This is a genomic window from Rhizobium bangladeshense (assembly GCF_001662075.1).
Classification (GTDB): Bacteria; Pseudomonadota; Alphaproteobacteria; order Rhizobiales; family Rhizobiaceae; genus Rhizobium; species Rhizobium bangladeshense_B.
The window spans coordinates 608,934-634,833 of the sequence record NZ_LYPL01000001.1; the positions used below are offsets into that span (position 1 = coordinate 608,934).

A 25,900-nucleotide genomic window follows, 5' to 3' on the forward strand; every position below is an offset into this window, starting at 1 on the left:
CCATACAGCGAAGGACAAAGAACAGTCATGACCACCACGGACGACCGTCTCGAATTCGAAGCCCATAAGCGGGAGATGTCGCTTGCGCTCGGCAAGGACGAGACAAGCTTCCAACAATCACTGAATACGCTGATCGGGCTCGACAAGTTCGACTATTTCTATCTCTGGTCATGGATGGGCGTGCCGATCATCCAGCTTCCCGCCGATATCCTGGCGACCCAGGAAGTCATTTGGGCGAGCAAGCCCGATGTCATCATCGAAACCGGCATCGCGCGCGGCGGCTCGCTGATCTTCATGGCGTCGATTCTCGCCGCGATGGGCAACGACAAGGCCAAGGTTGTCGGCGTCGACATCGACATCCGGGCCCATAACCGCGAGTCGATCGAATCGCACCCCATGTCGAGCCGGATCAAGATGATCCAGGGCGGGTCGGTCGACGACGAGGTGCTTGCCGCCGTGAAGGCCGAGATTCCGCCGGGCGCACGCGTGATGGTGGTGCTCGACAGCGACCATTCCTACGAGCATGTGCTGGCGGAATGCCGCGCCTACGGTCCGCTGGTGACGGAAGGCTGCTACCTCGTCGTCGCCGACACACTCATCGGTCACCTGACCGAGGAACAAGCCTTCACGAAGCGCTCCAAGGTCTGGCTGCGCGGCAATGAGCCGCTGAAGGCCATTACCGATTATCTGACGGAAACCGACCGCTTCGAGGTCGATCCGATTCTGAACGGCAAGCTCGTGCTGTCTTCCTCGCCGGGCGGTTACTGCGTCTGCCGAAAGGCGTGAGCGGACAATCAGGGATCGTCTTCATGGCGCAGGTCGATATCGTCAGTCTTAAGGACAATGCGGATCCGGCCAGACGGCTCCGGCTTCGGATCGGGGACGATAGCGGCAGGCACGTAGGTGACCTGCAATGCATCGACAGGTCGATGCTCGACGAGCCCGGCCTGATCGACGAACTGACGGCGTGGCGCAACCGGTCGATGCCGTTTTTCCTCACTCAGTTCAACGCCACCGCGGAACGCACGCGGGGGTGGCTCGAAACAATCTCGCTGCCCGCCGCCGATCGCATCCTGTTCGTCATTTGCGATCCGGATGGAAACCGCTTGGGAAATTTCGGCCTCTGCAACATCCGGCAGGGCTCGGCCGAGTTCGACAACGTCATCCGCGGCCGGCCGAGCGAGATCCGAAATCTGATGTTTCATTGCGGCGTGACAATGCTGGAGTGGATGTTTTCCGGTCTTGGGGTGGAAACGGCCGAGCTCCACGTCTTCTCTCAAAACGAAAAAGCGATCGGTCTTTACAAGCGGCTGGGCTTTGCGGCAGCCGAAAGCCTGCCGCTGCGACGCACCGAAGAAGAAGGCATGGTCAAATATTCGGTCGTCGATCGATCGCAAGCAAATGCCGGCTTCGACTATCTGAGGATGGAACTTCCGGCCCAGCGGTTCCGACAGGCGTACCCAACGGCTCTGCTGACCGGCTAAGACGCCTATCGCACCGGCTGATAGTGGCCGCGCAGCGGCACCTTGCCGCCCATGGTGACGAAGCCGTCGCGTTCGCAGACATACATCAGCGTCGGCATGCCGCCGGAGCGGAAGATCTCGTCGTAACGGCGGCGGATCTGGACGGTTTCAGTGCGACAATTGTAGGATTCCTCTTCCTTCTTGTCCGGCTGCGCCTTGACGCCGGGCAGACCCTTGTAGGGATAGAGGGCTTGAGCGTCCGAATTCACCGGTTTTGTCCAGTCGACGGCAAAGGCGGCGGCTGGCGCAAGGCCTGATAGGACAGCGAACAATATCGGAAACATCAGCACAAGCCGCATGGAACTCTCCTGCCGGCATCGTCGGCCGCCGATAGGATGTAGGAAAACCGAGGGTCGTGATCAAGCAGCCGCAGCGGGCGTTTTCCTGAAATAACTTCTGGTGATGGGATGGCGGAAGAGGCTGGCGAGAATGGCGAAGCCGGCGCCGATGACGAAACCGGCAAGGAGACCGCCGATGAGGCCGGCCACCAGCAGGATCTTCTTTCCAGGGCCATCGGCTTTGACCGGCGGCTCGGCCGGCGAGATGACGCGAATGTTGCTCTGGCTGAGGTTCTGCTCCTCACTCGTCTGGCTCGAGCGCTTCAGCACCGTCTCGTAGATCTCGCGCGCCGCCGTCGCCTTGCGCTGCAATTCGTTCAATCCCACCTGCTTGTCCGAGGTCGTCGCCTGCAGCGCCTTCTGGACGGCAAGCTCCTTGGCGATGCTGTCTTCGGCCGCCTTGGCCTGCTCGTATTCACCTCGTGCCGAGGTGGCGAGGCGCTGCAATTCACCCTTGATTTCGCCGGATATGCTCTGCAGCGAGGAGCGGGCCGCCTGCAGGCGCGGATGACGCGTGCCCATCTGGCTTTCAAGGCTGCCGACGGCGGCGGCCTGGCTGGCATATTGCTGGCGCAGGCTGACCAGCGGCGAAGTGGCGCCGCCCTCGGTCTGATTGCCGGCGACGATGTCCTCGACGCGCAGATTGGCGACGGCGTCGGCGCGGGCCTTCGCCTGGATGGTTTTTTCCTGCGCCGTCACCAATAGTGTGTTCAGCGAGCCGAGCCGTTGATCGGAAATCAGGTTGCCCTCGGTCGCGGCCATGTCATTGTCAGCGCGGAAGGTCTCGACCGCCTGCTCGGCCTCCAGCACCTTCTGGCGCAGGTCGTCGAGGCGTCCGTCGAGCGTCGAGGAGGTGTTTTCGTAGAGGCCGTTCGAGGCGCTGTTTTCCTCGTCGGTGAAGGCGGTGACGACCTGGTTGGCAAGCTTTGCCGATTTTTCCGGATCATTGGTCGTCGCGGCAAGCGAAACGACATAGGTGCTGGCCTGGCGGGTGATGACGAGCGCCTTCTGCAGGGTGCCGATGACGGCAGCGCCATCGTTCCGGCCGCCGGTGAATTCCGGATCCTGATCGAGCTTCATCGCCTCGACGACGCGACGCAGCACATTGCCCGAGGTCAGGATCTGCACCTGGCTGTCGATCAGCGCCGAGATCATTTCCGGCGATGGACCCGAAGATTGCGCGCCGACCTCGGCAAGGCCGATCTGGCGCGGATCGAAATAGAGGCTGCTGACGGCGGTGTATTTCTGGCCGATGAACGGCGCCACCGCGCCGCCGGCAACAGCGCCGAGAAGAGCGAGGACAAGCACGACCAGCCGGCGGCTCCAGATCGCCGCGATGCTGGAGCGGAGATCGAGAAGCGGGGCGGCGGGTGCCGACGCGCTTCGCGGCGGCACATCAAACGCGGGCCGCTCGGCAGGTGGAGGCGACGGCTGCTCGTATCGGCCCGTTTGCGTAACGTTTGCCGGCGGCACGAAAGGCGGAGGAGCGGGTTCGGGCGCCGGGCGGGCGAAATCATCCGGGCGGACGACAGGACTGCGCAGCCGCACGCCTTCCGGTGCAGTCTGAGGTGGCTCATAACTGCGCCAGCCGGGCAGCCGGCTTACTCTATTCCTGTCATACTGGCTCATACGCGCACTCGTGTCCCGCCCAGCGTGAAAGACTGAAGCCGAGGTGCCGAGACTTTAGAAATTCTTAGCTAACGGACCGTTAAGATACTGGCGGCCATAGAGATGTTGGCGTTTGCCGCGACTGCGAGGGATAGCCATGAGGACGACACGACATCTGACGGCGCTGCTGCTTGCGGCCACCCTCATGCCGTCGCCGGCGCTTGCCACCGACAAGCCCTGCTATCGCGGCGTCAATCTATCCGGTGGCGAATATGGCGAGCGCGGCGGCACCTACGGCACGAACTATATCTATCCGAGCGAAGAGACGATCGGCTATTTCGCCAAAAAGGGCATGACGATCATCCGGCTGCCTTTCCGCTGGGAGCGACTGCAGCCGGCGCTCGGCGGGCGGCTCGACGAGACCGAATTCAAACGGATCAAGGATACCGTCGATCTAATTCGCAGGCACGGCATGGCCGTCCTGCTCGACCCGCATAATTTCGGCTATTACGACAAGGTTCAGATCGGCACCGCGCCGGCGACGGAGGCTGCATTCGCCGACTTCTGGGCGAGGCTCGCGGTCGAATTCGCCAATCAGGACGGCGTTCTCTTCGGCCTGATGAACGAACCGCATGACCTCAAGGCGACGGACTGGCTCGATGCCGCCAACGCCGCGATCCGCAGCATCCGGGCCGTCGGCGCCCGCAACCTTATCCTCGTGCCGGGCACCGCCTGGAGCGGCGCTCACAGCTGGGAAAAGGATGTGATCGGCGGCGCCAACGGCACGGTGATGCTCGGGGTGCGCGATCCGCTCGATTTCTACGCCTACGAGGTCCACCAATATCTCGATGTCGATTCGTCGGGAACCCATCCGACCTGCGAAGGTGCGGCCGCCGCGGTCGAGGCAATCGCCGGCGTCTCCGCTTGGCTGAAGCAGAACCACAAGCGCGGCTTTCTCGGCGAATTCGGCGCCTCCGCCGACAAGGATTGCATGGGCGGGCTGAGAGAAATCTACGCCACCATGTCCGGAAATAGCGACGTCTGGCTCGGCTGGTCCTATTGGGCGGCGGGCGAATGGTGGCCGGCGAACGAACCTTTCAACGTTCAGCCGCGTCAGGGCCCTGAGCGGCCGCAGATGAGGCTTCTCGCCGAGTCGGCCGAAGCCGATCGCAGCGCCTGCACCGCCGTCAAGCCCGCGGAGAACTGACCGTGCCAGCGCTCGATCAGAAGGCAGCGACGTTCACCGTGACGGGCAACCGGGTTGATGCGGCCGCGAGCGGATCGCGCGTCGACTATCCGGTGCTCTGGCTAGGCCTGCTGTCGGTGCTCTATAACGGCATTCTGGCCTATATCAACCACAACATCATGCCGCTTTCGCTGACGCATGTCGCCGCCAGCGAAGGCCTCATTCTGGCAAGTGCCATCATCTACATCCTCCATAAGGGGATCTACGAGACCGACCTGCCGGCATTCCTGTTCCTGCTGTTCACGCTTGTCGTGACTATCTATGTCAGCGTGCTCAACCGCACGCCCTTCGTCGATCATTTCCGCAACGTGCTGATCATTTTCTGCTTTTCCGGCCTCGGCGGCTGGAGCAACGAGAAAACGATGAAGCTGGCCTTTCGCTGGGCCAGCCTTGCGGTGCTGATCTTCCTGATCTTCGAGATTGCCAGCGTGCCGTTCTATGTCAGCATCGTGCATCCGTCCGATTATTTCGCAAATACGCGCGGGCTGCTGCCGCTGAGCTACAATAAGACAGGCCTCTTCCAGAATGCGCTCGGTTTTCCCGAGCGCTTCTCCTTCGGCATCATCGACCACCGCTCATCGTCGATCTTTCTCGAGCAGGTGTCGCTCGCCAATTTCTGCGGCGTGATCGCGATCTACCTGATTTCCATGTGGGAAAGAACAGGCCGCTGGGACCGGCTGCTGTTCATCGCTACGGCGGTGCTGATCCTGGTGACGAACGATACGCGCACGATGCTGATCTTCTGTTTTGCCTGTATCGTCGGCTATTTCGTCTTTCCGAAGATCCCGAAGAATTTCAATCTGGCGCTGATGCCGCTGATCGTCGCTGCGGGTTTCCTGGTCTATACCCTGAAACCCAATGCGACAGGCGACAATTTCACCGGCCGCATCAACCTGACCATGAAGAAGATCATGGAGCTCGATCCTCTGGCCATTCTCGGGCTTTCGGTCGACCGGGTGGGCGAATTCGCCGACAGCGGCTATGTCTACCTGATCTACGCGGCGACCATCTTCGGCGTCATCGCCTTCTGGCTGTTCGTCTGCCTCTTCCCTGCCGGCCGCACCGCGGCGCAGCGGCGTTGCGCCCATTCACTTTCTCTTTTCATTTTTCTGAATATGATGATCGGAGGGACCGCCGTCTTCTCGATGAAGATTGCCGGCCTCCTGTGGTTCGTCGTCGGATATATGCGCTTCCACGACAGCCCGCGCATCCGGCAGGGTCGTGCGGCAGATGTAGAGAGTTGACCGCAGCGGCACGGTGGCGACCGTCGTCCGCAAGCCCGGGGAGCAAGACGCTCGATGCTTGTCCAGCTTCAGTATCTGCGCGCCGTTGCAGCGCTGATGGTCGTTTATTTCCATGCGATATTGCAGCTTGCCAAAGTCGATCCCGCCATTGACGCCACGGCCTTTCTTTATGGTGAAACCGGCGTCGACATCTTCTTCGTCTTGAGCGGTCTCGTGATGTGGCTGACGACGAGCGGGCGCGCGACGAGCCCTATCGATTTCGCCCGCCGTCGCATCAGAAGGATCGTCCCGCTCTATTGGCTGGCCACGTTGTTTTCGGCGGTCGTGGCGCTGGCGGCGCCGTCGCTCCTAAAGTCGACCGTGTTCGACCTTCCGCATCTGACCGCCTCGCTGCTCTTCCTGCCATGGCCCAATGCCGCCGATCCGAGAACGATCACCCCCGTCGTCGTGCCGGGCTGGACGCTGAATTACGAGATGTTCTTCTATTTTGTGTTCGCGCTGCTGCTGCCACTTTCGGAAGCCCGCCGGATTCCAGCCATGTTTGCCGTCTTTGCCGTGATCCTGATCGCCTGCCGGTTGCTGCCGGAAACGACCGCCACCCGGTTCTACGGCGAGCCGATCATGCTGGAATTTCTCGCCGGGGTGGTGCTCGGCTGGCTTTACCGACAGAAGGTGCTTCTGGCCAACCCCTGGGCATGGGCGGCACTGGCCACCGGCTTTGCGTTCCTCTTCGTCAACGAGGCGCTGATGCAGCCGGAGAGCCGGTTCTACGCCTGGGGAATTCCGGCGATCTTCATCCTCTACGGCGCCGTTTCCATCGACTTTTCGCGGCTGCCGGTTCTCGGATGGCTGAACTATCTCGGCGACTGCTCCTACGCCATCTACATCACCCACGCCTTCACACTCGCTTTTCTGAGGGTCGCCGCCGACCGCCTGCCGTTCGGTATCCTGCAGCAGCCGGTGCTCTTCGTGATCTTGTCGCTGGTGCTCTCATCGATCGGCGGCGCCATCATCCACGAAGTCACCACCCCGCGCCGCAAGGTGGCCGCCGCAAGCCGTCCGCCGGCCTGACTTTCGTGCCGAAGGCGAGAATACGCATCCCCGCGGCGCTGGCGGCACAGTTTTTCGCGCAACTTCTTCTAAGCTAAGGCCTGGAAGCGAGAGAACTTGCAGAAGCATGATAGTTCATCTTGCAATTTGTCGCATGAATGAAAGCGCACCGGCCTATTCGCGATCCGGGCTTTGATCTAAGCACGGCGGCGCTCTTGAAGATGGAAGAGGGACAGACATGACAAGCTATGTATTGACGGTATCCTGCAAATCGACGCGCGGCATTGTTGCTGCGATTTCGAGCTATCTGGCCGAGAAGGGCTGCAACATCATCGACAGCTCGCAGTTCGACGATCTCGATACCGGCAAGTTCTTCATGCGCGTCAGCTTCATTTCGGAGGAAGGCCTGTCAGGCACCGCCATCAGCGCCGATTTCGCCGCCGTCGCCGCCCCCTTTGCGATGGACTATGATTTCCACAACAGCGAAAGCCGCATGAAGGTGCTGCTGATGGTGTCGCGCTTCGGCCATTGTCTCAACGACCTGCTCTACCGCTGGAAGATCGGGGCGCTGCCGATCGACATCGTCGGCGTCGTCTCCAACCATTTCGATTACCAGAAGGTCGTCGTCAATCACGACATCCCCTTCCACCACATCAAGGTGACCAAGGAGAACAAGCCGCAGGCCGAAGCCCAGCTGGTCGAGCTCGTCGAGCAGACCGGCACCGAGCTGATCGTGCTCGCCCGCTACATGCAGGTCCTCTCCGACCAGCTCTGCAAGCAGATGTCGGGCAAGATCATCAACATCCACCATTCCTTCCTGCCGTCCTTCAAGGGTGCCAATCCCTACAAGCAGGCCTATGAGCGCGGCGTCAAACTGATCGGCGCCACCGCCCATTACGTCACCGCCGATCTCGACGAAGGCCCGATCATCGAACAGGACACGGCCCGCATCACCCATGCCCAGAGCGCCGACGACTATGTCTCGATCGGCCGTGACGTCGAAAGCCAGGTACTGGCCCGGGCCATTCACGCCCATATCCATCATCGCACCTTCATCAACGGCAACCGCACCGTTGTCTTCCCGGCCAGCCCCGGAAGCTACGCATCCGAACGCATGGGCTGAGGCTCGTCACGACCCGCATCTCTTTTGCTGGCAAACGACAATCACCCGTTGCCTGCCGGCAGCAAGTATTTGATTATCTCGCTCAACGGGTAATCGAATCATGCTGCGGGAGGGGGTGTCATGACCGACGAGGCGCTTGTTGATCGCATCGCGCTGCCGCGTCCCGACGTCACCGTCGCGGACGCGGAAGAGATCCTGCTTGATCATTACGGCCTGTCCGGCACCGTCGCCGAACTGGGCAGCCAGCAGGATCGGAACTACCGGATCGACAGCGATCGCGGACGCTACGTCCTGAAAATCTGCCACGCCGCCTACGAGACCCGCGAGCTCGAAGCGCAGAATGCGGCAATCCATCACCTCAAAAGCAAGTCGGACGCGCCGCGTGTTCCGAACGTCGTCGCCACGAATGACGGACGAGAGATCCTGGTCCTCACCGTGCGTGGGCAGGGCTACCAGGTCCGGCTGTTGGAATATCTCGAAGGTCGGGGGCTGACGGAACTAACATATGTCGCGCCGGCTTCCGTTGCGGCGCTTGGCGCTCTCTGCGCCAGGCTGGCGCAGGCACTTGCCGATTTCGACCATCCGGGTCTCGACCGCAGTCTGCAATGGGATCTGAGGCGCGCCGGGCCGGTCGCCGTGCAGCTGCTTTCCGCCATCACCGACAGCGCTGCCCGCGACCGGATCGCCAAAACCATGGTGCTGGCCGTTCGCCGCATCCAGCCCCTGGCGCCGTCGCTCCGGCTGCAGGCTGTCCATCACGATGTCACCGGCGACAATGTCGTCGGCCAACGTGACGCACGCGGCCGTACGATTCCCGATGGGGTAATCGATTTCGGCGACATCATCCGCGGCTGGCTGGTCGGCGACCTCGCCGTCACCTGCGCCTCCTTGCTGCATCAGGCAAATGGCGATCCCTTTCATATCCTGCCTGCCGTCACCGCCTATCAGGCGATCTACCCGCTGAGCGAGGACGAACTCAAGGCGCTGTGGCCACTGATCGTTGCCCGCGCGGTCATCCTCGTCGCCAGCAGCGAGCAGCAGATTTCAATCGATCCCGACAATGATTACGTCCGCGGCAATCTCGACCGCGAGCGGGCGATCTTCGATACGGCAATGTCGGTTCCGTTCGAACTCATGGAAGCCGCCATCCTCAAGGCAGCAGGCGCGGACGTCGCCGCTGCGCAAACATCGGAATGGCTGCCGCTGCTGCCGGACATCGATCCCGCCGCGATCGCCTATATCGACCTCGGCGTGCGAAGCCCGCATTTTTCCGCCGGCAACTGGCTGAATTCCGATATGGACTGGCGGCTGCTGGCTCGGGCTGCTGCCGAAAACGGTACGGCGGCAACGCGATACGGCGAATATCGGCTCTCCCGCGCGGCCCTCGGAAACACCAGGGGACAGGCGACCTGCGCCCTGCATGTCGACATATGCCTTGCCGCAGGAAGCGCGGTCACAGCACCCTTTGCCGGCCGCATCGGCTGGAAGGACCAGCATCTGACCCTGACCTCCAAGACGATGACCCTGCACCTCGATGGGCTTACCCCTTCGATCGACGGTGGGGTCGAGGATGGCGCCGCCCTTGCCGCCGGCGATCCGCTCGGTTCGGTTGTCGGAGAGGCGTCGTCGCTCGGCGGGCTGCGCCTCCAGCTCTGCAGCGTCGCCGGTCTCGAACCGCCGCTCTTTGCCACGCCGCGGGAGGCGGCCGCCTGGTCGGTGCTCTGCCCTTCGCCCTCGCCCCTTCTAAGCCCAGGAGCGGACGCGCCGCAACCGAAAACCGCCAGTCTGCTCGTCACGCGGCAGGCGCATCTCGCAGACCCGCAGAAGCACTATTATGCCGCGCCGCCGCAGATCGAGCGCGGCTGGAGGGAGCATCTGTTCGATGTCGAAGGCCGCGCCTATCTCGACATGGTCAACAACGTCACGATTCTCGGCCACGGCCATCCCAAGCTGGCGGCGGCGATCAGCGCCCAATGGCTGCTGCTCAATACGAATTCGCGCTTCCATTATGCCGCGATCGCGGAATTTTCCGAACGGCTCGCCGCCCTTTCGCCGGAGGGTCTCGATACGGTCTTTCTGGTCAACAGCGGCTCGGAGGCGAACGATCTGGCAATCCGGCTGGCGCAAACCCATAGCGGCGCGCGCAATATGCTCTGCCTGCTCGAAGCCTATCACGGCTGGTCGGCAGCGAGTGACGCCGTCTCCACCTCGATCGCCGACAATCCGCAGGCGCTGACCACCCGGCCGGACTGGGTGCATGCGGCCGTTTCGCCGAATACCTATCGCGGCGCGTTTCGCGGGCCTGACACGGCAGCGAGCTACCTCAGCGCCGTCATGCCGATGCTGGAGACGATCGACGCCGGCGGCGAAGGCTTGGCCGGCTTCATCTGCGAATCGGTCTACGGCAATGCCGGCGGCATTCCCTTGCCGGATGGTTATCTCCAGGAGATCTACGCGCAGGTGCGGGCCCGCGGCGGCCTCTGCATCGCCGACGAGGTGCAGGTCGGTTATTCCAGGCTCGGTCATTATTTCTGGGGTTTCGAACAACAAGGGGTCGTGCCCGATATCATCACCGTCGCCAAGGGCATGGGCAACGGCCATCCGCTCGGCGCCGTCATCACCACACGCGAAATCGCACAGTCACTGGAGAAGGACGGCCCCTTCTTTTCCTCCACCGGCGGCAGCCCTGTCAGCTGCGTCGCCGGCCTGGCGGTGCTCGACATCATGGCCGAGGAAAAGCTGCAGGAAAATGCCCGCACGGTCGGCGAACACCTGAAGGGGCGGCTTGCGGCGCTGATCAACCGCCACCCGATCGCCGGCGCCGTGCATGGCATGGGCCTCTATCTCGGCCTGGAATTCGTCCGCGACAGAACGACGCTGGAGCCGGCGAAAGAAGAGACGGCGGCGATCTGCGACCGGCTTCTTGATCTCGGCGTCATCATGCAGCCGACCGGCGATCACCAAAATGTGCTGAAGATCAAACCGCCACTCTGCCTTAGCATCGAAAGCGCGGATTTCTTTGCCGACATGCTGGAAAAGGTGCTCGACGAAGGCTGGTGAACCTAGCTCCTGCCGCCTTAACCAAATCGGTCATTTCGAGGCATTTCGATTTTTGCCGATGCGGCCCATTGCCGGAATCAGCAAGGCTTCCTATCTCTGCTGCGGCGGTCGAAAGAGTTTCGATTCTGTCATCCGAATTTTACGAAGAGCTGATATGTTTCTTTCCGTAAGTTTTGGGCAAGGCGGAATGATTTTTTTCGGATCGTCGATTTTTTGACACGTTTCGGAATATGTTTCTGACAGGCTCTCGGGTAATCTCTACCAAGTTAGTAGATTATAGAAGATAGCCATCGCCGGCCCCGGGCTCTTCCGGGACCACTCAAGCGCAACGCCAACGCAAGGAACGAGACATGATAGACATCGATATTCTCGCCGATCTCCTTGGGCGATCTGTGCTTGGCAATGACCGTCCGGGCGCCCTCTCCCGCCCGAACTGTCGAATGTGACGTTCGTCCTCCTTTCAACGGTACCAGACAAGTCAATTCGCCATGGCTGCGCATGTCGCGCGGCAGGAGTTCTATCGATGAAGAAGCAAGTTATCGAATATGCCGGCGTTCCCGTCGGAATCGTCATTCCCGACGAAGACCGGCTGAAGTTTATCGCCGTGAAATATCATGTCCACGACCTCGACGAGCAGCGGTTCGGTTCGCCCGACGAGGTGCGGCTGGCCATCCATGACCTGATGACCCGCCGTCATCCGAAGCCGGTTCATGCCTGAGGGCACGCGGCCGCTGCCGAGTTTGGCGGCTTTCCTGTTGTGACCGGTCCTTAGGGGCCGGTCTTGTTTTTTGGGGACAATTGCAGTCCTATCGGCGGCCCTTCGTGCACAAGGATCCGCCCTTGCCTGAGCTTCTAAACCTGATCACCGATATTGATGGCGTCGCCGTCGGCCATGCGACCGATCTCACTCTCGGCTCCGGCGTCACGGTCATCATCTTCGACGAGCCGGCCATCGCATCCGGCACGGTGCTCGGCGGCGCGCCAGGCGGGCGCGACACCGGCCTGCTCGACCCGTCGATGACCGTCAGCGCCGTCGATGCCTTCGTGCTTTCCGGCGGCTCGGCTTTCGGGCTGGATGCCGCCGGCGGCGTGCAGTCCGGATTGCGCGAACTCGGCCGCGGCTTCGCGGTCGGGCCGGTGCGCATACCGATCGTGCCGCAGGCGATCCTGATGGATCTGCTGAACGGCGGCGACAAGGATTGGGGGCTGCATTCGCCCTATCGCGACATGGGTTATGCCGCGGTGAAGGCTGCTACCCCGGGCGCCTTCCCGCTCGGCACGATAGGCGCCGGCACGGGGGCGACGACTGCCACCTTCAAGGGCGGGCTCGGCTCGGCCAGCGCCGTCAGCAGCGCCGACCATCGTGTCGCGGCAATCGTCGCCGTCAATGCGCTCGGCTCGGCAACGATCGGCGACGGACCGCATTTCTGGGCGGCACCCTTCGAAAAAGACGCAGAATTCGGCGGGCTCGGCATGCCTGCGATCGCCGATCACAGGATGCGGCTCAAGGGCATGAACGGGCCGGCGACGACGATCGGCGCGGTGGTGACCGACGCGCAGTTGACCAAGGCCGAGGCCTACCGGCTTTCGCTCGCCGGCCATGACGGTCTTGCCCGGGCGCTGCTGCCGGCGCACCTGCCGTTCGACGGCGACACCGTCTTTGCCGCGTCGACGGCCAGGCGTCGCCGCGACGACATGGCAAGCCTGATGGAGCTTTGCCATCTTGCCACCATCGTCATGGCACGGGCGATCGCCCGCGGCGTCTACGCCGCCACCGCGCTGCCAGCCGAGGGCGCGCAAAAGGCCTGGCGCGACCGCTATCCCGACGGCCACTGATTGAATGGGTCGTAATCCGGGTAGAGTGGCGGAGAGACGTGAATGCAGATCCGAGCGCTGATGTATTTCGACGAACTGGTCAGGACCAATTCTATGCGCCAGGCGGCCGAGAACCTCAACGTCGCGCCGACGGCGATCAGCCGACAGATCGAGAATCTCGAACATCATTTCGGTGCGCCGCTCGTCGAACGCAGCGCCCGCGGCGTCAAGCTGACGGCCGCCGGCGAGCTGCTTGCTGCCCGCGCCGGCCGGACGCTGCGGGAACTCGATCACGTGCAGCAGTTGATCGAAGACCTGAAGGGCCTTCAGCGCGGCCGTGTCAGCATCTATGCCAACGGCGCGACCGTCGCCAATCTGCTAGCGCCGGCGCTGGCTGAATTCAGCCTGAAATATCCGCAGCTGCGCTTTAGCGTGATGATCACCAGCGCACGGCAGGCGATCGATGCCGTCAACAGCGCCGAGGCGGATATCGCGGTGACCCTTTTTTCGCCGATTCTGTCCGGCACCAAAGTGCGGCTGCGCTCCGAGATCGCCTATGATCTCATCGCCACGCCGCAGCATCCGGCGGCCGCGCATGCCGAAATCCCGCTAAGGACGCTCGCCGACTACGCGTTGGCACTGCCGGATCAATCCTTCGGCTTCCGCCAGGCCTTCGACACGCTGTTCGAGAAGGAGGGGCTGAGCCTCGATCCGGTCTTCGTCACCAGCTCGCTCGAAATGCTGAAGGAACTGGTGCTCAGCGGGGCCGCAGCCACGCTGTTGCCAGCACTTGCCGTCCGCCGTGAGGTCGAAGCGGGCCAGCTTCTGGCCATCCCGCTTTCCGGCAAGACCGGCATCCGCACCCATGTCGATCTCTGCGTCGCGCCCGACCGGCAGCTGTCTTTCGCCGCGACGAAGCTGCTCGACTTCATCGAGAGATTCATGCGCGAGCAAACGAACCGCCGAGCCGAGCAATAGCCTGAAGCTTCCGGCTTGCCTTGACGGCCAATTTGCTGTGTAGCTTTTTCAGCTACACTGAGCACACAAAATCGCCATTGTGTGTGCACAGGGACAGTGCCACTCTCTTCGCAAAAAGGGCCTCGCCATCTGAGCGTGGCCAGAAAAGGGAACATGATGATCGAGCTTTGCTTTGCGCCGTCAGCGCGTTTCGTCCAACGGCTTTCCCTTGGCGCTGCACTTTCGGCCGGTCTGATGATGACGGCGATGACGCCAGCAGAAGCGGCGAAAACCACCCTCAACCTCGGCATGAGCGTCGAGCCGACCGGGCTCGACCCGACGATCGCAGCCCCCGTCGCAATAGGCCAGGTCACCTGGCAGAACGTGTTCGAGGGGCTGGTGAGGATCGACCAGGCCGGCAAGGTCCAGCCGCAGCTGGCCAAAAGCTGGGAGGTCTCGCCCGATGGCCTGACCTATACGTTCAAGCTGCAGACCGGCGTCAAATTCCACGACGGCGAGGCCTTCGATGCCGCCAGCGCCAAGTTTTCGCTCGACCGCGCCCGCGGCGCGGATTCGGTCAATCCGCAGAAGCGCTTCTTCGCCTCGATCGCCTCAATCGAAACGCCCGATGCCGAAACGCTGGTGCTGCATCTCTCAGCGCCGACCGGCAGCCTGATCTATTGGCTCGGCTGGCCGGCCTCTGTCATGGTCGCGCCGAAGACGGCGGCCGACGACAAGGTGACGCCGATCGGCACCGGTCCCTTCAAATTCGCCGGTTGGGCGAAGGGCGACAAGGTCGAACTCGCCAGAAATGCCGACTACTGGAACAAGGATGCCGCCGCCAAGCTCGACAAGGTGACCTTCCGCTTCATCGCCGATCCACAGGCGCAGGCGGCCGCGCTGAAATCGGGCGATCTCGACGCCTTTCCGGAATTTGCCGCACCCGAGCTGATGAGTTCGTTCGACGGCGATGCCAGGCTCGTCACCAGGATCGGCAATACCGAGCTCAAGGTCGTCGCCGGCATGAACAATGCCAGGAAGCCGTTCGACGACAAGCGCGTGCGCCAGGCGCTGATGATGGCGATCGACCGCAAGACGGTGATCGACGGGGCGTGGTCGGGCCTCGGCACGCCGATCGGCAGCCATTACACGCCGAACGACCCGGGCTATCAGGATATGACCGGCGTGCTGCCCTACGACGTCGAAAAGGCCAAGGCGCTGCTGGCCGAAGCCGGCTATCCCAACGGCTTCACATTCACGATCAAATCGCCGCAGATGGCTTATGCGCCGCGCAGCGCTCAGGTGATGCAGGCGATGTTTGCCGAGATCGGTGTGACGATGAATATCGAGCCGACGGAATTTCCGGCGAAATGGGTCCAGGACATCATGAAGGACCGCAATTTCGAGATGACGATCGTCGCACATGCCGAGCCGCTCGACATCGACATCTATGCCCGCGATCCCTATTATTTCAACTACAAGAACCCGGCCTTCAACGCGCTGATGAAGAAGGTCCAGGAGACGACCGATCCCGCCGCGCAGAATGCGATCTATGCGCAAGCGCAGAAGATCCTCGCCGAGGACGTGCCGGCGCTCTACCTCTTCGTCATGCCGAAACTCGGAGTCTGGGACAAGAAGCTGAAAGGGCTGTGGGAGAACGAGCCGATCCCTTCCAACGTGCTGTCCGGGGTTTCCTGGGAGGAGTGAGCTGCGGGCCGGTGGGGACGCGAAAAGAGGATGGCCTTGGACAGATCCGAGATGTATTTGGCCGATATGACGCGCAGCCCTTTCCCTGGCTCGCCAACTCCGTTCAGCCATGGTTTGATTTCGCTGGGTGGCACCCCTGGCGTCAGCGCGTTGGATGGCTCCCGCCACCCACCCCGCACTCCGTCATGCTCGGCCTTGAGCCGAGCATCCACACGGCATCCACCAGCAGCCGCGACATGGATCCTCGGCTCAAGGCCGAGGAAGACGGAGAGTGGGGTTGAGCTTCTCGCCAAACCCAACGCCAGCCCATGGGAGAGCAGCCGTGCCACCTCGGCAGCGTGGCCCACATGATCACCCTCCTCGCCCGCCGCTTCGCCGGCCTTGTCATCACGCTTCTCATCGTCTCGCTGCTGATCTTCACCGTCATGGATCTCCTGCCCGGCGATCCCGCCTCGATCATGCTCGGCACCTCTGCAAGCCCGGAGACCTTAGCGGCGCTGCGCCATGATCTCGGGCTCGACCAGCCGCTCATCCTGCGTTACGGGCAATGGCTGGCGGGGGTATTGTCAGGCGATCTCGGGCAATCCTACACCTATGGTGTTCCTGTCGCGGGATTGATCGTCGAGCGGCTGGCGGTGACGCTGCCGCTGGCGTTGATGGCGATCGCACTTTCGGTGGCGATCGCCCTGCCGCTCGGGGTGCTGGCCGCCTCGCGCCGCGGCCGTGCCTTCGATATCGTCGCAGCGCTGTTTGCACAGATCAGCATCGCAATGCCCGCTTTCTGGGTGGCGCTGCTGCTGGTCATCCTGTTTTCGACGATGCTCAGACTGATGCCGGCCGGCGGTTTCCCGGGCTGGGGCGCCGGTCTTCTGCCGGCATTGCAGGCGCTTGCTCTGCCGGCTGTTGCGCTGGCAATGCCGCAGGCGGGCGTGTTGACGCGGGTGGCGCGTTCGGCCGTGATCGAGACCATGCATGAGGATTTTGCCCGCACCGCGGTGGCCAAAGGGCTTTCGCGCAGCGCCGTGTTGTGGCGGCACGTCGTGCCGAACGCGCTGATCCCGATCCTCACCATGATCGGGCTGCAGTTCACCTTTCTCGTCGCCGGCGCGGTGCTGGTGGAAAACGTCTTCAACCTGCCCGGCCTCGGGCGCCTTGCCCTGCAGGCGCTTTCCCAGCGCGACATCATCGTCATGCAGGATGTCGTGCTGTTCTTCGCCGCCCTCGTCATCGTGGTGAATTTCATCGTCGATCTCTCCTATCTGGCGATCGATCCCAGGATGAGAAAGACGGCCTGACAGATGGCACCAATCACATCCACGGGCATCATCCACCGCCGTCCGGCCTCTAGACTTAGCCGGCGAAGGAACCTGATTTCTGGTGCTGTCATCGTCGGTCTGCTGGTCGCCGTTGCGCTGCTGTCTCTCGTTTGGACGCCGCTGCCGCCTGAAAAGATGCAGATCGTCCACAAACTGCAGCCGCCGCTTGCCTTCGGCCTGCTCGGCACCGACCAGTTCGGTCGCGACGTGCTGTCGATGCTGATGGCGGGATGCTGGAATTCGCTGTCGATCGCCATCAGCGCCGTAGCGATCGGCGGGACGCTCGGTTCGATCGCCGGCGTTTCGGCGGCAGCGATCCGCGGCCCGTTCGAAGCGCTGCTGATGCGCATCTGCGATGTCATCTTTGCCTTGCCGCCGATCCTGTCGGCGATGGTGCTCGGCGCCTTTCTCGGGCCGGGCCGGTTCACCGCGATCGCCGCGATCGCCGTCTTCATGATCCCGGTCTTTGCCAGGGTGACGCTTGCGACCTCGCTGCAGGCCTGGAGCCGGGATTATGTGACGGCGGCGCGCGCGATCGGCAATACGCGCCTGACCATTTCACTGCGCCATGTGCTGCCGAATATCATCAGCCAGATCATCGTTCATGGGGCGATCCAGCTCGGGCTGGCGATCCTGACCGAAGCCGGTCTCAGCTTTCTTGGACTCGGCATGGCGCCGCCGGCGCCGACGTGGGGCCGGATGCTCGCCGATGCGCAAACCTATCTGGCGCTGGCCCCCTGGCTGGCGGTCCTGCCGGGCCTTGCCATCGCGCTGACCGTCCTCGGCTTCAACATGCTCGGCGACGGCTTGCGCGATCTTCTCGATCCACGCGAGGCTAGGCGCTGATGTCCTCCCGAGACAAAAAGCCCAGGACCGAGGCCATGAACGACGCCAATCTGACCATCCGCGAACTCAGACGGCGCTTCGCCGATAAAAGCCTTTCGCCGCTCGAGTATTGGCTGACGCTCGAAGACCATATCGCCGCCTGGGAGCCGTCGATTTCAGCGCTCTACCTCTACGATCCGGAAGCGGCGCGTTCGCAGGCGAAAGCATCGACGGCGCGGTGGGCGAAGGGACGGCCGCTCGGCGCGCTCGACGGCATTCCGGTGACGCTGAAGGAATTGATCGCCACGAAGGGCCAGCCGGTACCGTTCGGCACCAAGGCGGTGGAGTTGAAACCGGCGGAGGCCGATGCCCCGGCAGCCGCGCGGCTGCGCGAGGATGGCGCAGTGATCTTCGCCAAGACTACCTGCCCCGATTACGGCATGCTTTCCTCCGGCCTTTCGAGCTTTCATCCTCTCAGCCGCAATCCCTGGAACATCACGCAAAATCCCGGCGGATCGAGCGCCGGGGCCGCCGGCGCGGCGGCGGCCGGCTACGGGCCGCTGCATATCGGCACGGATATCGGCGGCTCGGTGCGCCTGCCCGCCGGCTGGACCGGCATCTTCGGCTACAAGCCGAGCCATGGGCGCATCCCGGCCGATCCCTATTATGTCGGGCGCTGCCTCGGTCCGATGACGCGCAGGGTCGAGGATGCGGCCTTTTCCATGGCGACGCTGTCACGGCCGGACTGGCGCGACGGCACCAGCCTGCCGCCGAACGATTTCAACTGGATGGATCTCGACATCGACATGTCAGGCATGAAGATCGGCCTGATGCTCGATGCCGGCTGCGGGCTTGCGGTGGATGACGAAATCGGGGGCGCGGTCGAAGCGGCGGCAAAAGGTTTCGAGAAGGCCGGCGCCACCATCATTTCCGTCCAACCGGTGCTGACGCGCGCCATGCTTGACGGGCTCGACAGTTTTTGGCGCGCCCGCCTCTGGAGCGATATAGCAGGCCTGGAGAAAGAGCGGCGCGACAGTATCCTGCCCTACATAGGCGATTGGGCGAAGGCCGGCGCCGATGTCAGCGGCGTCGATGCGGTCAGAGGCTTTAACCAGACGATCGAAATGCGCAGGAGCTGCGGACAGCTGTTCACAATGATCGACGCGCTGCTCTCGCCGACCAACCCGATCATTTCCTATCCGGCCGAATGGGCATCGCCGACCAACGATCCGGCAAGGCCGTTCGAACACATCGCCTTCACCGTGCCATGGAACATGTCGGAACAGCCGGCCGCCTCGATCAATTGCGGCTTCTCCCGGTCGGGCATGCCGATCGGGCTGCAGATCGTCGGACCACGCTTCGACGACATGCGGGTCCTCAGGCTGTCGAGAGCCTTCGAAGACTGGACGGGCGGCGTGAGCGCCTGGCCGCAGCCACCAGTCACTTGAATGGGCGGCGATAACCGGTCGGCTGTTGGTAGAGCGAGCCGATGCGCTCGACGGCGGCCTCGAAATTCTCGCGCGCCACCGTCATGCTGCGACCATTGGCATGAAGGATGGTCTGCGGATCCTCGAAAATCGCCACATGGCCCTTCCAGAACACCAGGTCACCGCGACGGATTTCAGTACGATCGATCGCTTCGCCGAGGCCGGCTGCCTGCATGTCGGTATCACGCGGCGCCTGTCGGCCGGTCATCAGCATCGCAAGCTGGACGAGGCCGGAGCAATCGATGCCGAGACCGGAGCGCCCGCCCCAGAGATAGGGGGTCTCCAGGAACCGGGAGGCGATCTCGACATAATCGGCACCGTCGCAAGCGCCGATCGGCTGGACGTGCCGGGCGAAGATCGCGGTTCCATCCTCGAGCACGACATAATGATTGCCCCGCACTTCCGCCTCGCCGGCGACGTGAATGCGGCTTCCCATCGAAAGCGTCGTCAGGTGCGGCTTGCGCAGTTCGGGCTCCGGGTAGAGGAAGGTGCGCGCCACGGTGACGATATGGGTCGGTGCCGGGTCAATTTGCGAGAGCGCGTCTGCGGTTAGATAACCGACATAATCGTCCGAAGCGGCTTTCACCCAGCACCAGCCGTCGGCGCGATCGAAAACCGTCACCTGCTCGCCAAGGAGCAGCTCCGTATCGATGCCGCGCGCAAGCGCCGGCTCGGGGCGCAAGGCAATGACGGGAACGGCGACGCGCGCCGGGGCGCCTTCCACGAAGCGCGACGCCTCCACCTTGCCTTCGAGTTCTGCTTCCGCGAGATCGGGCCTATAGGCATGCAGGCGGCGGTCGAACATCGTCATTCCCATTCCTTTCAGATCGCCCGTTCAGATCGGCAGACGGCGACCTTGCTCCCGGACGAGATCGCCGAGTTTTTCCAGGTAAAGCGCCCCGCCGACGGTGCGCTTGATGATGACGTTGCGCCGGTCGGCATCGTCACGCACGCGATCGACCAGGCCCATCTCGCCCATCGTGTCCAGCGCGCGGGTGATGACCGGCTTGGTGACACCGAGCGTGGCGGCAAGCCCGCGCACGGTGTGGGGCGGCGGCACCAGATAAACATGCAGCAGGATCGCCATCTGGCGCAACGTCAAATCGCGATCGTCAAGGCGCACCTGATCGAGCGCCACGCCATGCCAGAGCCCCAGCGCCTGCGAGGCGGTCAGTTCGATCGGCACGGCCCCTCCGGAAATCGTTACGCTAGCGTTTCATTTTCCGGCAGTTGCCATGGACATGCAAGGGTAGCTGGAAATTGCCGTCCGGCAGGGTGAATAAAATTTTAACGATCGCCCTCTGCCCAGCGCTGGGTCGGCTTCCGACAGCCTGCCTTGGAACGGGATGATTTTAGGCCCGATCGGCCTAAAATTTGAATCCTCTTCTCAATTAAAGAGTTAGAGCATGATGTCGGTCCGAAAGCCGCTTACACTTTTCGGCATCATTCTCTAGCGCAGGCCCGTGCGGATATGATGAAAGAGCGCTCGGATCGCCTGGGCTTCGCCGCCGCCCGGCGAATGCGGCCGTTCAGACTGGGCCCAGCCGTAAATATCGAAATGCGCCCAGCTCTTCGTCTTGCTGACGAAACGCTTGAGGAAGAGCGCGGCGGTGATCGATCCCGCCATGCCGCCGGCCGGCGCATTGGTGAGATCGGCGAATTTGGCGCGGATATCTTTTTCGTAGCCGGCATAGAGCGGCAGGCGCCAGATCGGATCGTCCGTTTCCAGGCTCGCTTCGGTCAGGTCATGCGCCAGATTGGCGTCGTCTGTGAAGAACGGCGGAAGATCCGGACCCAGCGCAACGCGAGCGGCACCGGTCAGCGTCGCCATGTCGATCAAGAGCTCGGGCTCCTCCTCGTCGGCATAGGCGAGCGCATCGGCCAGGATCAGGCGGCCTTCGGCGTCGGTATTGTCGATCTGGACGGTGAGGCCCTTGCGGCTGCGATAAATATCGCCTGGGCGGAAGGCGTTGGAGGAGATCGCGTTTTCGACGACCGGGACGATGACACGCAGATCGACCTTCAGCTTGGCGTCCATGATCATCAGGGCGAGGCCCATGACGTTGGCGGCGCCGCCCATGTCCTTCTTCATCAGCAGCATCGAGGCAGCAGGCTTGATGTCGAGACCGCCGGTATCGAAGCAGACTCCCTTGCCGACGAGCGTCACCTTGCGATGGCCCTTCTTGCCCCAGCGCAGTTCGAGAAGACGCGGCGCATCGGCGCTGGCGCGGCCGACCGTATGGACAAGCGGGAAGTTTTGCTCAAGCAGCGCGTCACCTGTTATAACCGATACTTCCGCCTTGTAATGTTGAGCCAGGCCGCGGAAAGCCGCCTCGAGCTGGTCCGGCCCCATGTCGTTCGTCGGCGTATTGATGAGATCGCGGGCGAGAAAGACGCCGGCGAGCTGGCGCTTGATGTCGGCGCCGTCGGCATCGCTCGGAATGAGCATTGTCGCGGCGGGAGATTTCTCCGATTTATAGCGGTCGAAACGGTAGCTGCCGAGCCCGAAGCCGAGGGCTAGGCGATTTGCCGTCAGCGGCGCGGTCTCGATGTGCCAGTCGCCGGCCGGCAGCGCACGCGCGAGTCTGCCGGCGATATAGGGCTGTTCGGACGGGTTCGTACCGAGGCCGAAAAGCGCGCCGCCGAGATGGCCTTCGGCGGTCGGGATCAGCAGCAGCGATCCGCTCTCGGCCTTGAACCCTGCCTTTTTCGCCCAGTCGAGGGCGATCGGATCGATCGTGCCGGTCTCGATATGGGCGGGCGTAACGGCAAAGATCGGCAGCGTCGAACCGCCCTTCGTGTTGAAGGGGGTCGGTCTTTCGATGAACTGATAGGGGGCCATGATTGTCCTTCGGCGGTCGTCAGGAATCACTCCTTAACGGTCTGTTAGGGTTAACAGACTATTGCTGGAGCGAAGATTGCGTCAAACCTTTCCCTGTTCCGCGTTCGAGGTCAGGCGCCGATTTCGGAATCAGGAACGCGTCATGCCTGCCTCGCTCACCACCATATTCACCAATCGCTTCCTGCAGGGCGTCGCGGCGTCGCTGATCGTCCTTGCGCTGGCGGGCTGCTCGACGACCACGAAGGACCGGATGACGACAGGCTCGGTGCCGAAACTCACCAAGCCGGTCGAAGAGATGGACGCGACCGAGCTGCGCTCGGCAACGGATCGGCTCGGCCAAGCCTATGACAAGAACCCGCGCGATCCCGTCACCGGCGTCAACTATGCCAATCTGCTGCGCATGAACGGCCGTGACGCGCAGGCTCTCGCCGTCATGCAGCAGGTGGCGATCGCCAATCCCGGCGACCGAAACGTGCTGGCGGCCTATGGCAAGGCGCAAGCGGCAGCCGGACAGTTCCAGCAGGCGCTCGACACGATCGGCCGGGCCCAGACACCGGATCGTCCGGACTGGAGGCTGATCTCGGCCCAAGGCGCGATCCTTGATCAGATGGGCCGGGCAAGCGAGGCCAGGCAGCGATACCGCGACGCGCTCGACATTCAGCCGAACGAACCGTCCATCCTCTCCAATCTCGGAATGTCCTACGTGCTGACCGGCGACCTGCGCACGGCCGAAACCTATCTGCGCTCGGCCGCCGGCCAACCGAACGCCGACAGCCGCGTCAGGCAGAATCTTGCCCTCGTCGTCGGCCTGCAGGGACGTTTCCCGGAAGCCGAGCAGATCGCGCGGCGCGAACTTTCGCCGCAGCAGGCCGATGCCAATGTCGCCTATCTCAGGGGCATGCTCTCGCAGCAGAATTCCTGGCAGAAGCTCGCCGCCAAGGACAAGACGCCGACGGCGGACGGCAGCAATACCAACTAAACCGTGTTCAACGGGCGCTGAGGCCCGAAAGGATGAGACGGAGACCGAGGCCGCCCATGACGGCGCCGGCGGCCCGGTCGATCCAGCCTTTGGCATGGAGATAGAGCCGCCGCGGATGGCGGGCCGAAAAAGCGAACGCCACGATCGAATACCAGCCCGCCTCCACCGCAAAGACACCGAGCGGCAGCGCGAAGATGAGATCGAGCGGCACCGTCCTCGGCAAAAGCGCGGCAAACAGGCTGGCATAGACGATGATGGTCTTCGGGTTGCTGAGCTGGGTCAGCAGCGCGGTCGTGAAGCTGCGCATCGGCGCGCGGTGGCCATGGACGGCGTCGGAAACCTCGAGCGGCCGACCGGCGCCTTTCCAGATATTGACGGCGATATAGACGAGATAGGCGCCGCCTCCGACCTTCAGCAGGATATAGAGCCATTCGAATTGAGATAGCAGCGCCGTCAGCCCGGCGAGCGCCAGCACGGCAAACACCACACCACCGGCACCCATGCCCAGCGCGGCCGCAAGTCCGTCCAGCCGTGACCGTGAAATGGCGATCCTGGAGACGATGACGAAGCTCGGGCCGGGGCTCATGGCGCCGACCACCAGGGCTGCCATGATGCTGATGAAAATGCCCTGAGAAGACATGTGAACCTCTCTTTCGGGATGGAAGGCGCCAGAGACGCACGGCCTCCGCGCCGGCCGATCATCGTCCATCCCGTTTAGCAGCTATGCCGGCGCCCGTCGCGGGCACGGACGACATATCGTCTGCGCACCCGTCAGAACTTGTCCGCCACCTGGATGCCGGCCGGGCCGAGAATGACGGCGATCAGCACCGGCAGGAAGAACAGGATCATCGGCACCGTCAGTTTCGGCGGCAGGGCGGCCGCCTTCTTTTCCGCCTCGTTCATGCGCTCGTCGCGCCCCTCCTGAGCGAGAACGCGCAGCGCTTGGGCGACCGGCGTGCCGTAGCGATCGGCCTGGATCAGCGCCTGGGTGACTGAGCGCACCAGTTCGATCTGAGTGCGCGTGGCAAGGTTTTCGAGCGCCACCCGGCGATCCGGCAGGAAGGAAAGCTCTGCCGTCGTCAGGACCATCTCTTCGGCGAGCGGCGGCGACTGCTCGCCAAGTTCCTCCGACACGCGGCGCATCGCCGCCTCGATCGAGATACCGGATTCGACGCAGATCAGCATCAGGTCCAACGCATCCGGCCAGGCGCGCTTGATCGAATGCTGACGCTTGCCCATGCGGTTGGAGATATAGATGTTCGGTGCGTAGAAGCCGAGATAGCCGATGCCGATGACGGCGAAGAGGCGGATGGGCATGCCCCTTTCGGCGAGGTTGCCGAGGCCGAAGACCCAGAAGGCGGCAAGCGCCAGGAAGAGGAAGGGCAGCAGGAAGCGCGCGACGAGGAAGGTATTCAGCGCATTCTCCGATCGGAAACCGGCGGCACGCAGCTTGTTGACCGTATTTTCGTCGACCAGCGCCTGGCGCAGGTTGAACCGCTCGACGATCTGGCGGACCGAGCGATTGTTCTGGCTACGTAGCGACGCCTTGCCGGCCGCCGGGTCGGTATTCATGCGGGCGCGTTCGCGGGCGCGGATCTGCTCGCGCTCGGTCGAAACAGCCTTCATGCGCTTGGTGAGATCGCCGCGTTCGAAAAAGGGGATGGCGATCGTGTAGAAAGTGGCGAAGACGGCGATCGCGACAAAGATGGCGATCAGCATGCCCGGGTTGGTCAGCGTTGCGGCGAGGTCCTGCGACATGGTGCTTCCTTCCGCTAGATGTCAAAATTGACCATGTTGCGCATGACGAAGATGCCGATCGACATCCAGATCGCCGAGACACCCATGATGAAATGACCGCGCGGATCGGTAAAAAGGATCATCATGTAGTTCGGCGAAGTGAGATAGACGAGGGTCGCGACGATGAAGGGCAGCGCGCCGATGATGACGGCCGACGCCTTGGCTTCCATCGACAGCGCCGACACCTTGGCCTTCATCTTCCGGCGCTCGCGCAGCACCTTGGAGAGGTTGCCGATCGCTTCCGACAGATTGCCGCCCGCCTGCGACTGAATGGCGATGACGATCGCGAAGAAGTTGACCTCCTGGAGCGGCATGTGGAGCGTCATGCGGGCGCAGGCGTCGGGAATGCTGAGGCCCACCTGCTGCGCCTCGATTACCCGCCGGAACTCACTCTTGACCGGCTCGGTGCCTTCGGTTCCGATCAGCCGGATCGCATCGTTGAGCGGCAGACCTGACTTGATCGAGCGGGTGATAACGTCGAGGGCATTGGGGAGCTCGTTGAGGAATTTGTTCTGGCGGCGCTTGATCAGGAAGCCGAGAACCCAGCGCGGCAGGCCGAGACCGGCAACGACGGCAATGCCGATCATGACCAGCAGGGATGCGCCGAGGACGAAAGCCACAAGCAGCAGAACAGAGGCGAAGACGGCGCTGAAGAGATAGAACTGCGACAGGCTGACCGTCAGGCCGGCCTGCACCAGACGCGATTTGATCGACAGGGTCTTCTTGGTCTTTTCGTTCTGACGCTTTTCCAGGTCCTTCAGATTGTCCTGCACCGATTTGCGCCGCTTCGACAGTTCCTGCACGCGGTCCCGGGCAGCCTTGACCTTGACCCGGTCGACCTCTGCCGATTTCACACGATTGATGCGGCTTGCCGATTTTTTGTCCGCTTCGATCCGGGAAAACATCAGGGCATAGGCGACCGCCGCCGCGGAAACTGCGGCGAGGACGACGATTGCCAGGACTACCGGATCGAACCCGAACAT

The 25,900-nt window shown here is 62.8% G+C and carries 23 protein-coding genes; 15 read left to right on the forward strand and 8 right to left on the reverse strand.

The genetic code is table 11. The features are described from left to right. Positions 1-27: 27 nt before the first annotated feature. Entirely contained in the window at positions 28-786 is a 759-nt protein-coding gene (locus A7X77_RS02985; RefSeq protein ID WP_064681502.1) for a cephalosporin hydroxylase family protein, read from the forward strand. 23 nt (positions 787-809) lie between these two features. After that, the gene (locus A7X77_RS02990) at positions 810-1,484 is read left to right on the forward strand and encodes a GNAT family N-acetyltransferase (RefSeq protein WP_064681503.1); all 675 of its coding nucleotides are present in this window, start codon (positions 810-812) and stop codon (positions 1,482-1,484) included. Between the two features lie 5 nt (positions 1,485-1,489). On the opposite strand, the gene A7X77_RS02995 is transcribed toward A7X77_RS02990, so the two are convergent. Both A7X77_RS02995 and A7X77_RS03000 read right to left on the reverse strand, forming a co-directional pair. Then, positions 1,490-1,822: a hypothetical protein gene (locus A7X77_RS02995; protein WP_064681504.1), complete on the reverse strand. Its 333-nt coding sequence runs from the start codon at positions 1,820-1,822 to the stop codon at positions 1,490-1,492. A gap of 60 nt (positions 1,823-1,882) precedes the next feature. Next, a complete protein-coding gene (locus tag A7X77_RS03000; protein ID WP_064681505.1) occupies positions 1,883-3,490 on the reverse strand; it encodes a GumC family protein in 1,608 nt (535 codons plus the stop codon). Positions 3,491-3,626: 136 nt separating this feature from the next. Here A7X77_RS03000 and A7X77_RS03005 point away from each other — a divergent pair, with 136 nt between their 5' ends. From A7X77_RS03005 to A7X77_RS03060, 12 genes are all read left to right on the forward strand, one after another. Continuing rightward, positions 3,627-4,676, forward strand: coding sequence for a glycoside hydrolase family 5 protein (locus A7X77_RS03005; RefSeq protein ID WP_064681506.1), 1,050 nt, complete (start codon positions 3,627-3,629; stop codon positions 4,674-4,676). A gap of 2 nt (positions 4,677-4,678) precedes the next feature. Further along, positions 4,679-5,959, forward strand: a complete 1,281-nt coding sequence (locus A7X77_RS03010) for a hypothetical protein (protein WP_064681507.1) — start codon at positions 4,679-4,681, stop codon at positions 5,957-5,959. 54 nt (positions 5,960-6,013) lie between these two features. Next, on the forward strand, positions 6,014-7,030 hold the full coding sequence (locus tag A7X77_RS03015; RefSeq protein WP_064681508.1) for an acyltransferase family protein: 1,017 nt from the start codon (positions 6,014-6,016) through the stop codon (positions 7,028-7,030). Positions 7,031-7,247: 217 nt separating this feature from the next. Further along, entirely contained in the window at positions 7,248-8,132 is an 885-nt protein-coding gene (gene purU, locus A7X77_RS03020; RefSeq protein WP_064681509.1) for a formyltetrahydrofolate deformylase, read from the forward strand. A gap of 120 nt (positions 8,133-8,252) precedes the next feature. After that, on the forward strand, positions 8,253-11,192 hold the full coding sequence (locus A7X77_RS03025) for an aminotransferase (RefSeq protein ID WP_064681510.1): 2,940 nt from the start codon (positions 8,253-8,255) through the stop codon (positions 11,190-11,192). A gap of 523 nt (positions 11,193-11,715) precedes the next feature. Beyond that, complete coding sequence (locus A7X77_RS03030) at positions 11,716-11,910, forward strand: hypothetical protein (RefSeq protein WP_010033580.1); 195 nt, start codon at positions 11,716-11,718, stop codon at positions 11,908-11,910. A 122-nt stretch (positions 11,911-12,032) separates the two neighbouring features. Continuing rightward, positions 12,033-13,028 (forward strand): P1 family peptidase, encoded by a 996-nt coding sequence (locus tag A7X77_RS03035; RefSeq protein ID WP_064681704.1) that lies wholly within the window; start codon positions 12,033-12,035, stop codon positions 13,026-13,028. Between the two features lie 42 nt (positions 13,029-13,070). Then, positions 13,071-13,985: a LysR family transcriptional regulator gene (locus A7X77_RS03040; RefSeq protein ID WP_064681511.1), complete on the forward strand. Its 915-nt coding sequence runs from the start codon at positions 13,071-13,073 to the stop codon at positions 13,983-13,985. Between the two features lie 156 nt (positions 13,986-14,141). Beyond that, positions 14,142-15,671, forward strand: coding sequence for an ABC transporter substrate-binding protein (locus tag A7X77_RS03045; protein WP_197486782.1), 1,530 nt, complete (start codon positions 14,142-14,144; stop codon positions 15,669-15,671). A 347-nt stretch (positions 15,672-16,018) separates the two neighbouring features. Next, a complete protein-coding gene (locus tag A7X77_RS03050; RefSeq protein ID WP_064681513.1) occupies positions 16,019-16,966 on the forward strand; it encodes an ABC transporter permease in 948 nt (315 codons plus the stop codon). 3 nt (positions 16,967-16,969) lie between these two features. Then, positions 16,970-17,833, forward strand: coding sequence for an ABC transporter permease (locus tag A7X77_RS03055; protein ID WP_064681514.1), 864 nt, complete (start codon positions 16,970-16,972; stop codon positions 17,831-17,833). A gap of 35 nt (positions 17,834-17,868) precedes the next feature. Continuing rightward, complete coding sequence (locus A7X77_RS03060) at positions 17,869-19,260, forward strand: amidase (protein ID WP_064681705.1); 1,392 nt, start codon at positions 17,869-17,871, stop codon at positions 19,258-19,260. On the opposite strand, the gene A7X77_RS03065 is transcribed toward A7X77_RS03060, so the two are convergent. The 3 genes from A7X77_RS03065 to A7X77_RS03075 form a co-directional block, all read right to left on the reverse strand. Continuing rightward, entirely contained in the window at positions 19,253-20,110 is an 858-nt protein-coding gene (locus tag A7X77_RS03065) for an NlpC/P60 family protein (RefSeq protein ID WP_064681515.1), read from the reverse strand. The two genes, A7X77_RS03060 and A7X77_RS03065, sit on opposite strands and share 8 nt — an antisense overlap. Before the next feature lie 24 nt (positions 20,111-20,134). Continuing rightward, positions 20,135-20,485 (reverse strand): MarR family transcriptional regulator, encoded by a 351-nt coding sequence (locus A7X77_RS03070; protein WP_064681516.1) that lies wholly within the window; start codon positions 20,483-20,485, stop codon positions 20,135-20,137. Between the two features lie 264 nt (positions 20,486-20,749). Further along, positions 20,750-22,141: a leucyl aminopeptidase family protein gene (locus tag A7X77_RS03075; RefSeq protein ID WP_064681517.1), complete on the reverse strand. Its 1,392-nt coding sequence runs from the start codon at positions 22,139-22,141 to the stop codon at positions 20,750-20,752. Positions 22,142-22,283: 142 nt separating this feature from the next. Here A7X77_RS03075 and A7X77_RS03080 point away from each other — a divergent pair, with 142 nt between their 5' ends. Beyond that, a complete protein-coding gene (locus tag A7X77_RS03080; RefSeq protein ID WP_064681518.1) occupies positions 22,284-23,120 on the forward strand; it encodes a tetratricopeptide repeat protein in 837 nt (278 codons plus the stop codon). 7 nt (positions 23,121-23,127) lie between these two features. On the opposite strand, the gene A7X77_RS03085 is transcribed toward A7X77_RS03080, so the two are convergent. The 3 genes from A7X77_RS03085 to A7X77_RS03095 form a co-directional block, all read right to left on the reverse strand. Next, positions 23,128-23,760, reverse strand: a complete 633-nt coding sequence (locus tag A7X77_RS03085; protein ID WP_064681519.1) for a LysE family translocator — start codon at positions 23,758-23,760, stop codon at positions 23,128-23,130. A 131-nt stretch (positions 23,761-23,891) separates the two neighbouring features. After that, entirely contained in the window at positions 23,892-24,878 is a 987-nt protein-coding gene (locus A7X77_RS03090) for a type II secretion system F family protein (RefSeq protein ID WP_064681520.1), read from the reverse strand. A 14-nt stretch (positions 24,879-24,892) separates the two neighbouring features. Continuing rightward, the gene (locus A7X77_RS03095; RefSeq protein WP_064681521.1) at positions 24,893-25,900 is read right to left on the reverse strand and encodes a type II secretion system F family protein; all 1,008 of its coding nucleotides are present in this window, start codon (positions 25,898-25,900) and stop codon (positions 24,893-24,895) included.

Bases quoted from the DNA above. Each gene is read 5' to 3' on its own strand.
- A7X77_RS03025 (WP_064681510.1), top strand. From the start codon at position 8,253: ATGACCGACGAGGCGCTTGTTGATCGCATCGCGCTGCCGCGTCCCGAC.
- A7X77_RS03085 (WP_064681519.1), bottom strand. From the start codon at position 23,760: ATGTCTTCTCAGGGCATTTTCATCAGCATCATGGCAGCCCTGGTGGTC.
- A7X77_RS03000 (WP_064681505.1), bottom strand. From the start codon at position 3,490: ATGAGCCAGTATGACAGGAATAGAGTAAGCCGGCTGCCCGGCTGGCGC.
- A7X77_RS03060 (WP_064681705.1), top strand. From the start codon at position 17,869: ATGAACGACGCCAATCTGACCATCCGCGAACTCAGACGGCGCTTCGCC.
- A7X77_RS03095 (WP_064681521.1), bottom strand. From the start codon at position 25,900: ATGTTCGGGTTCGATCCGGTAGTCCTGGCAATCGTCGTCCTCGCCGCA.
- A7X77_RS03015 (WP_064681508.1), top strand. From the start codon at position 6,014: ATGCTTGTCCAGCTTCAGTATCTGCGCGCCGTTGCAGCGCTGATGGTC.
- A7X77_RS03045 (WP_197486782.1), top strand. From the start codon at position 14,142: ATGATCGAGCTTTGCTTTGCGCCGTCAGCGCGTTTCGTCCAACGGCTT.
- purU (WP_064681509.1), top strand. From the start codon at position 7,248: ATGACAAGCTATGTATTGACGGTATCCTGCAAATCGACGCGCGGCATT.
- A7X77_RS02990 (WP_064681503.1), top strand. From the start codon at position 810: ATGGCGCAGGTCGATATCGTCAGTCTTAAGGACAATGCGGATCCGGCC.
- A7X77_RS02995 (WP_064681504.1), bottom strand. From the start codon at position 1,822: ATGCGGCTTGTGCTGATGTTTCCGATATTGTTCGCTGTCCTATCAGGC.
- A7X77_RS03040 (WP_064681511.1), top strand. From the start codon at position 13,071: ATGCAGATCCGAGCGCTGATGTATTTCGACGAACTGGTCAGGACCAAT.
- A7X77_RS03065 (WP_064681515.1), bottom strand. From the start codon at position 20,110: ATGACGATGTTCGACCGCCGCCTGCATGCCTATAGGCCCGATCTCGCG.
- A7X77_RS03055 (WP_064681514.1), top strand. From the start codon at position 16,970: ATGGCACCAATCACATCCACGGGCATCATCCACCGCCGTCCGGCCTCT.
- A7X77_RS03005 (WP_064681506.1), top strand. From the start codon at position 3,627: ATGAGGACGACACGACATCTGACGGCGCTGCTGCTTGCGGCCACCCTC.
- A7X77_RS03050 (WP_064681513.1), top strand. From the start codon at position 16,019: ATGATCACCCTCCTCGCCCGCCGCTTCGCCGGCCTTGTCATCACGCTT.
- A7X77_RS02985 (WP_064681502.1), top strand. From the start codon at position 28: ATGACCACCACGGACGACCGTCTCGAATTCGAAGCCCATAAGCGGGAG.
- A7X77_RS03030 (WP_010033580.1), top strand. From the start codon at position 11,716: ATGAAGAAGCAAGTTATCGAATATGCCGGCGTTCCCGTCGGAATCGTC.
- A7X77_RS03090 (WP_064681520.1), bottom strand. From the start codon at position 24,878: ATGTCGCAGGACCTCGCCGCAACGCTGACCAACCCGGGCATGCTGATC.
- A7X77_RS03075 (WP_064681517.1), bottom strand. From the start codon at position 22,141: ATGGCCCCCTATCAGTTCATCGAAAGACCGACCCCCTTCAACACGAAG.
- A7X77_RS03080 (WP_064681518.1), top strand. From the start codon at position 22,284: ATGCCTGCCTCGCTCACCACCATATTCACCAATCGCTTCCTGCAGGGC.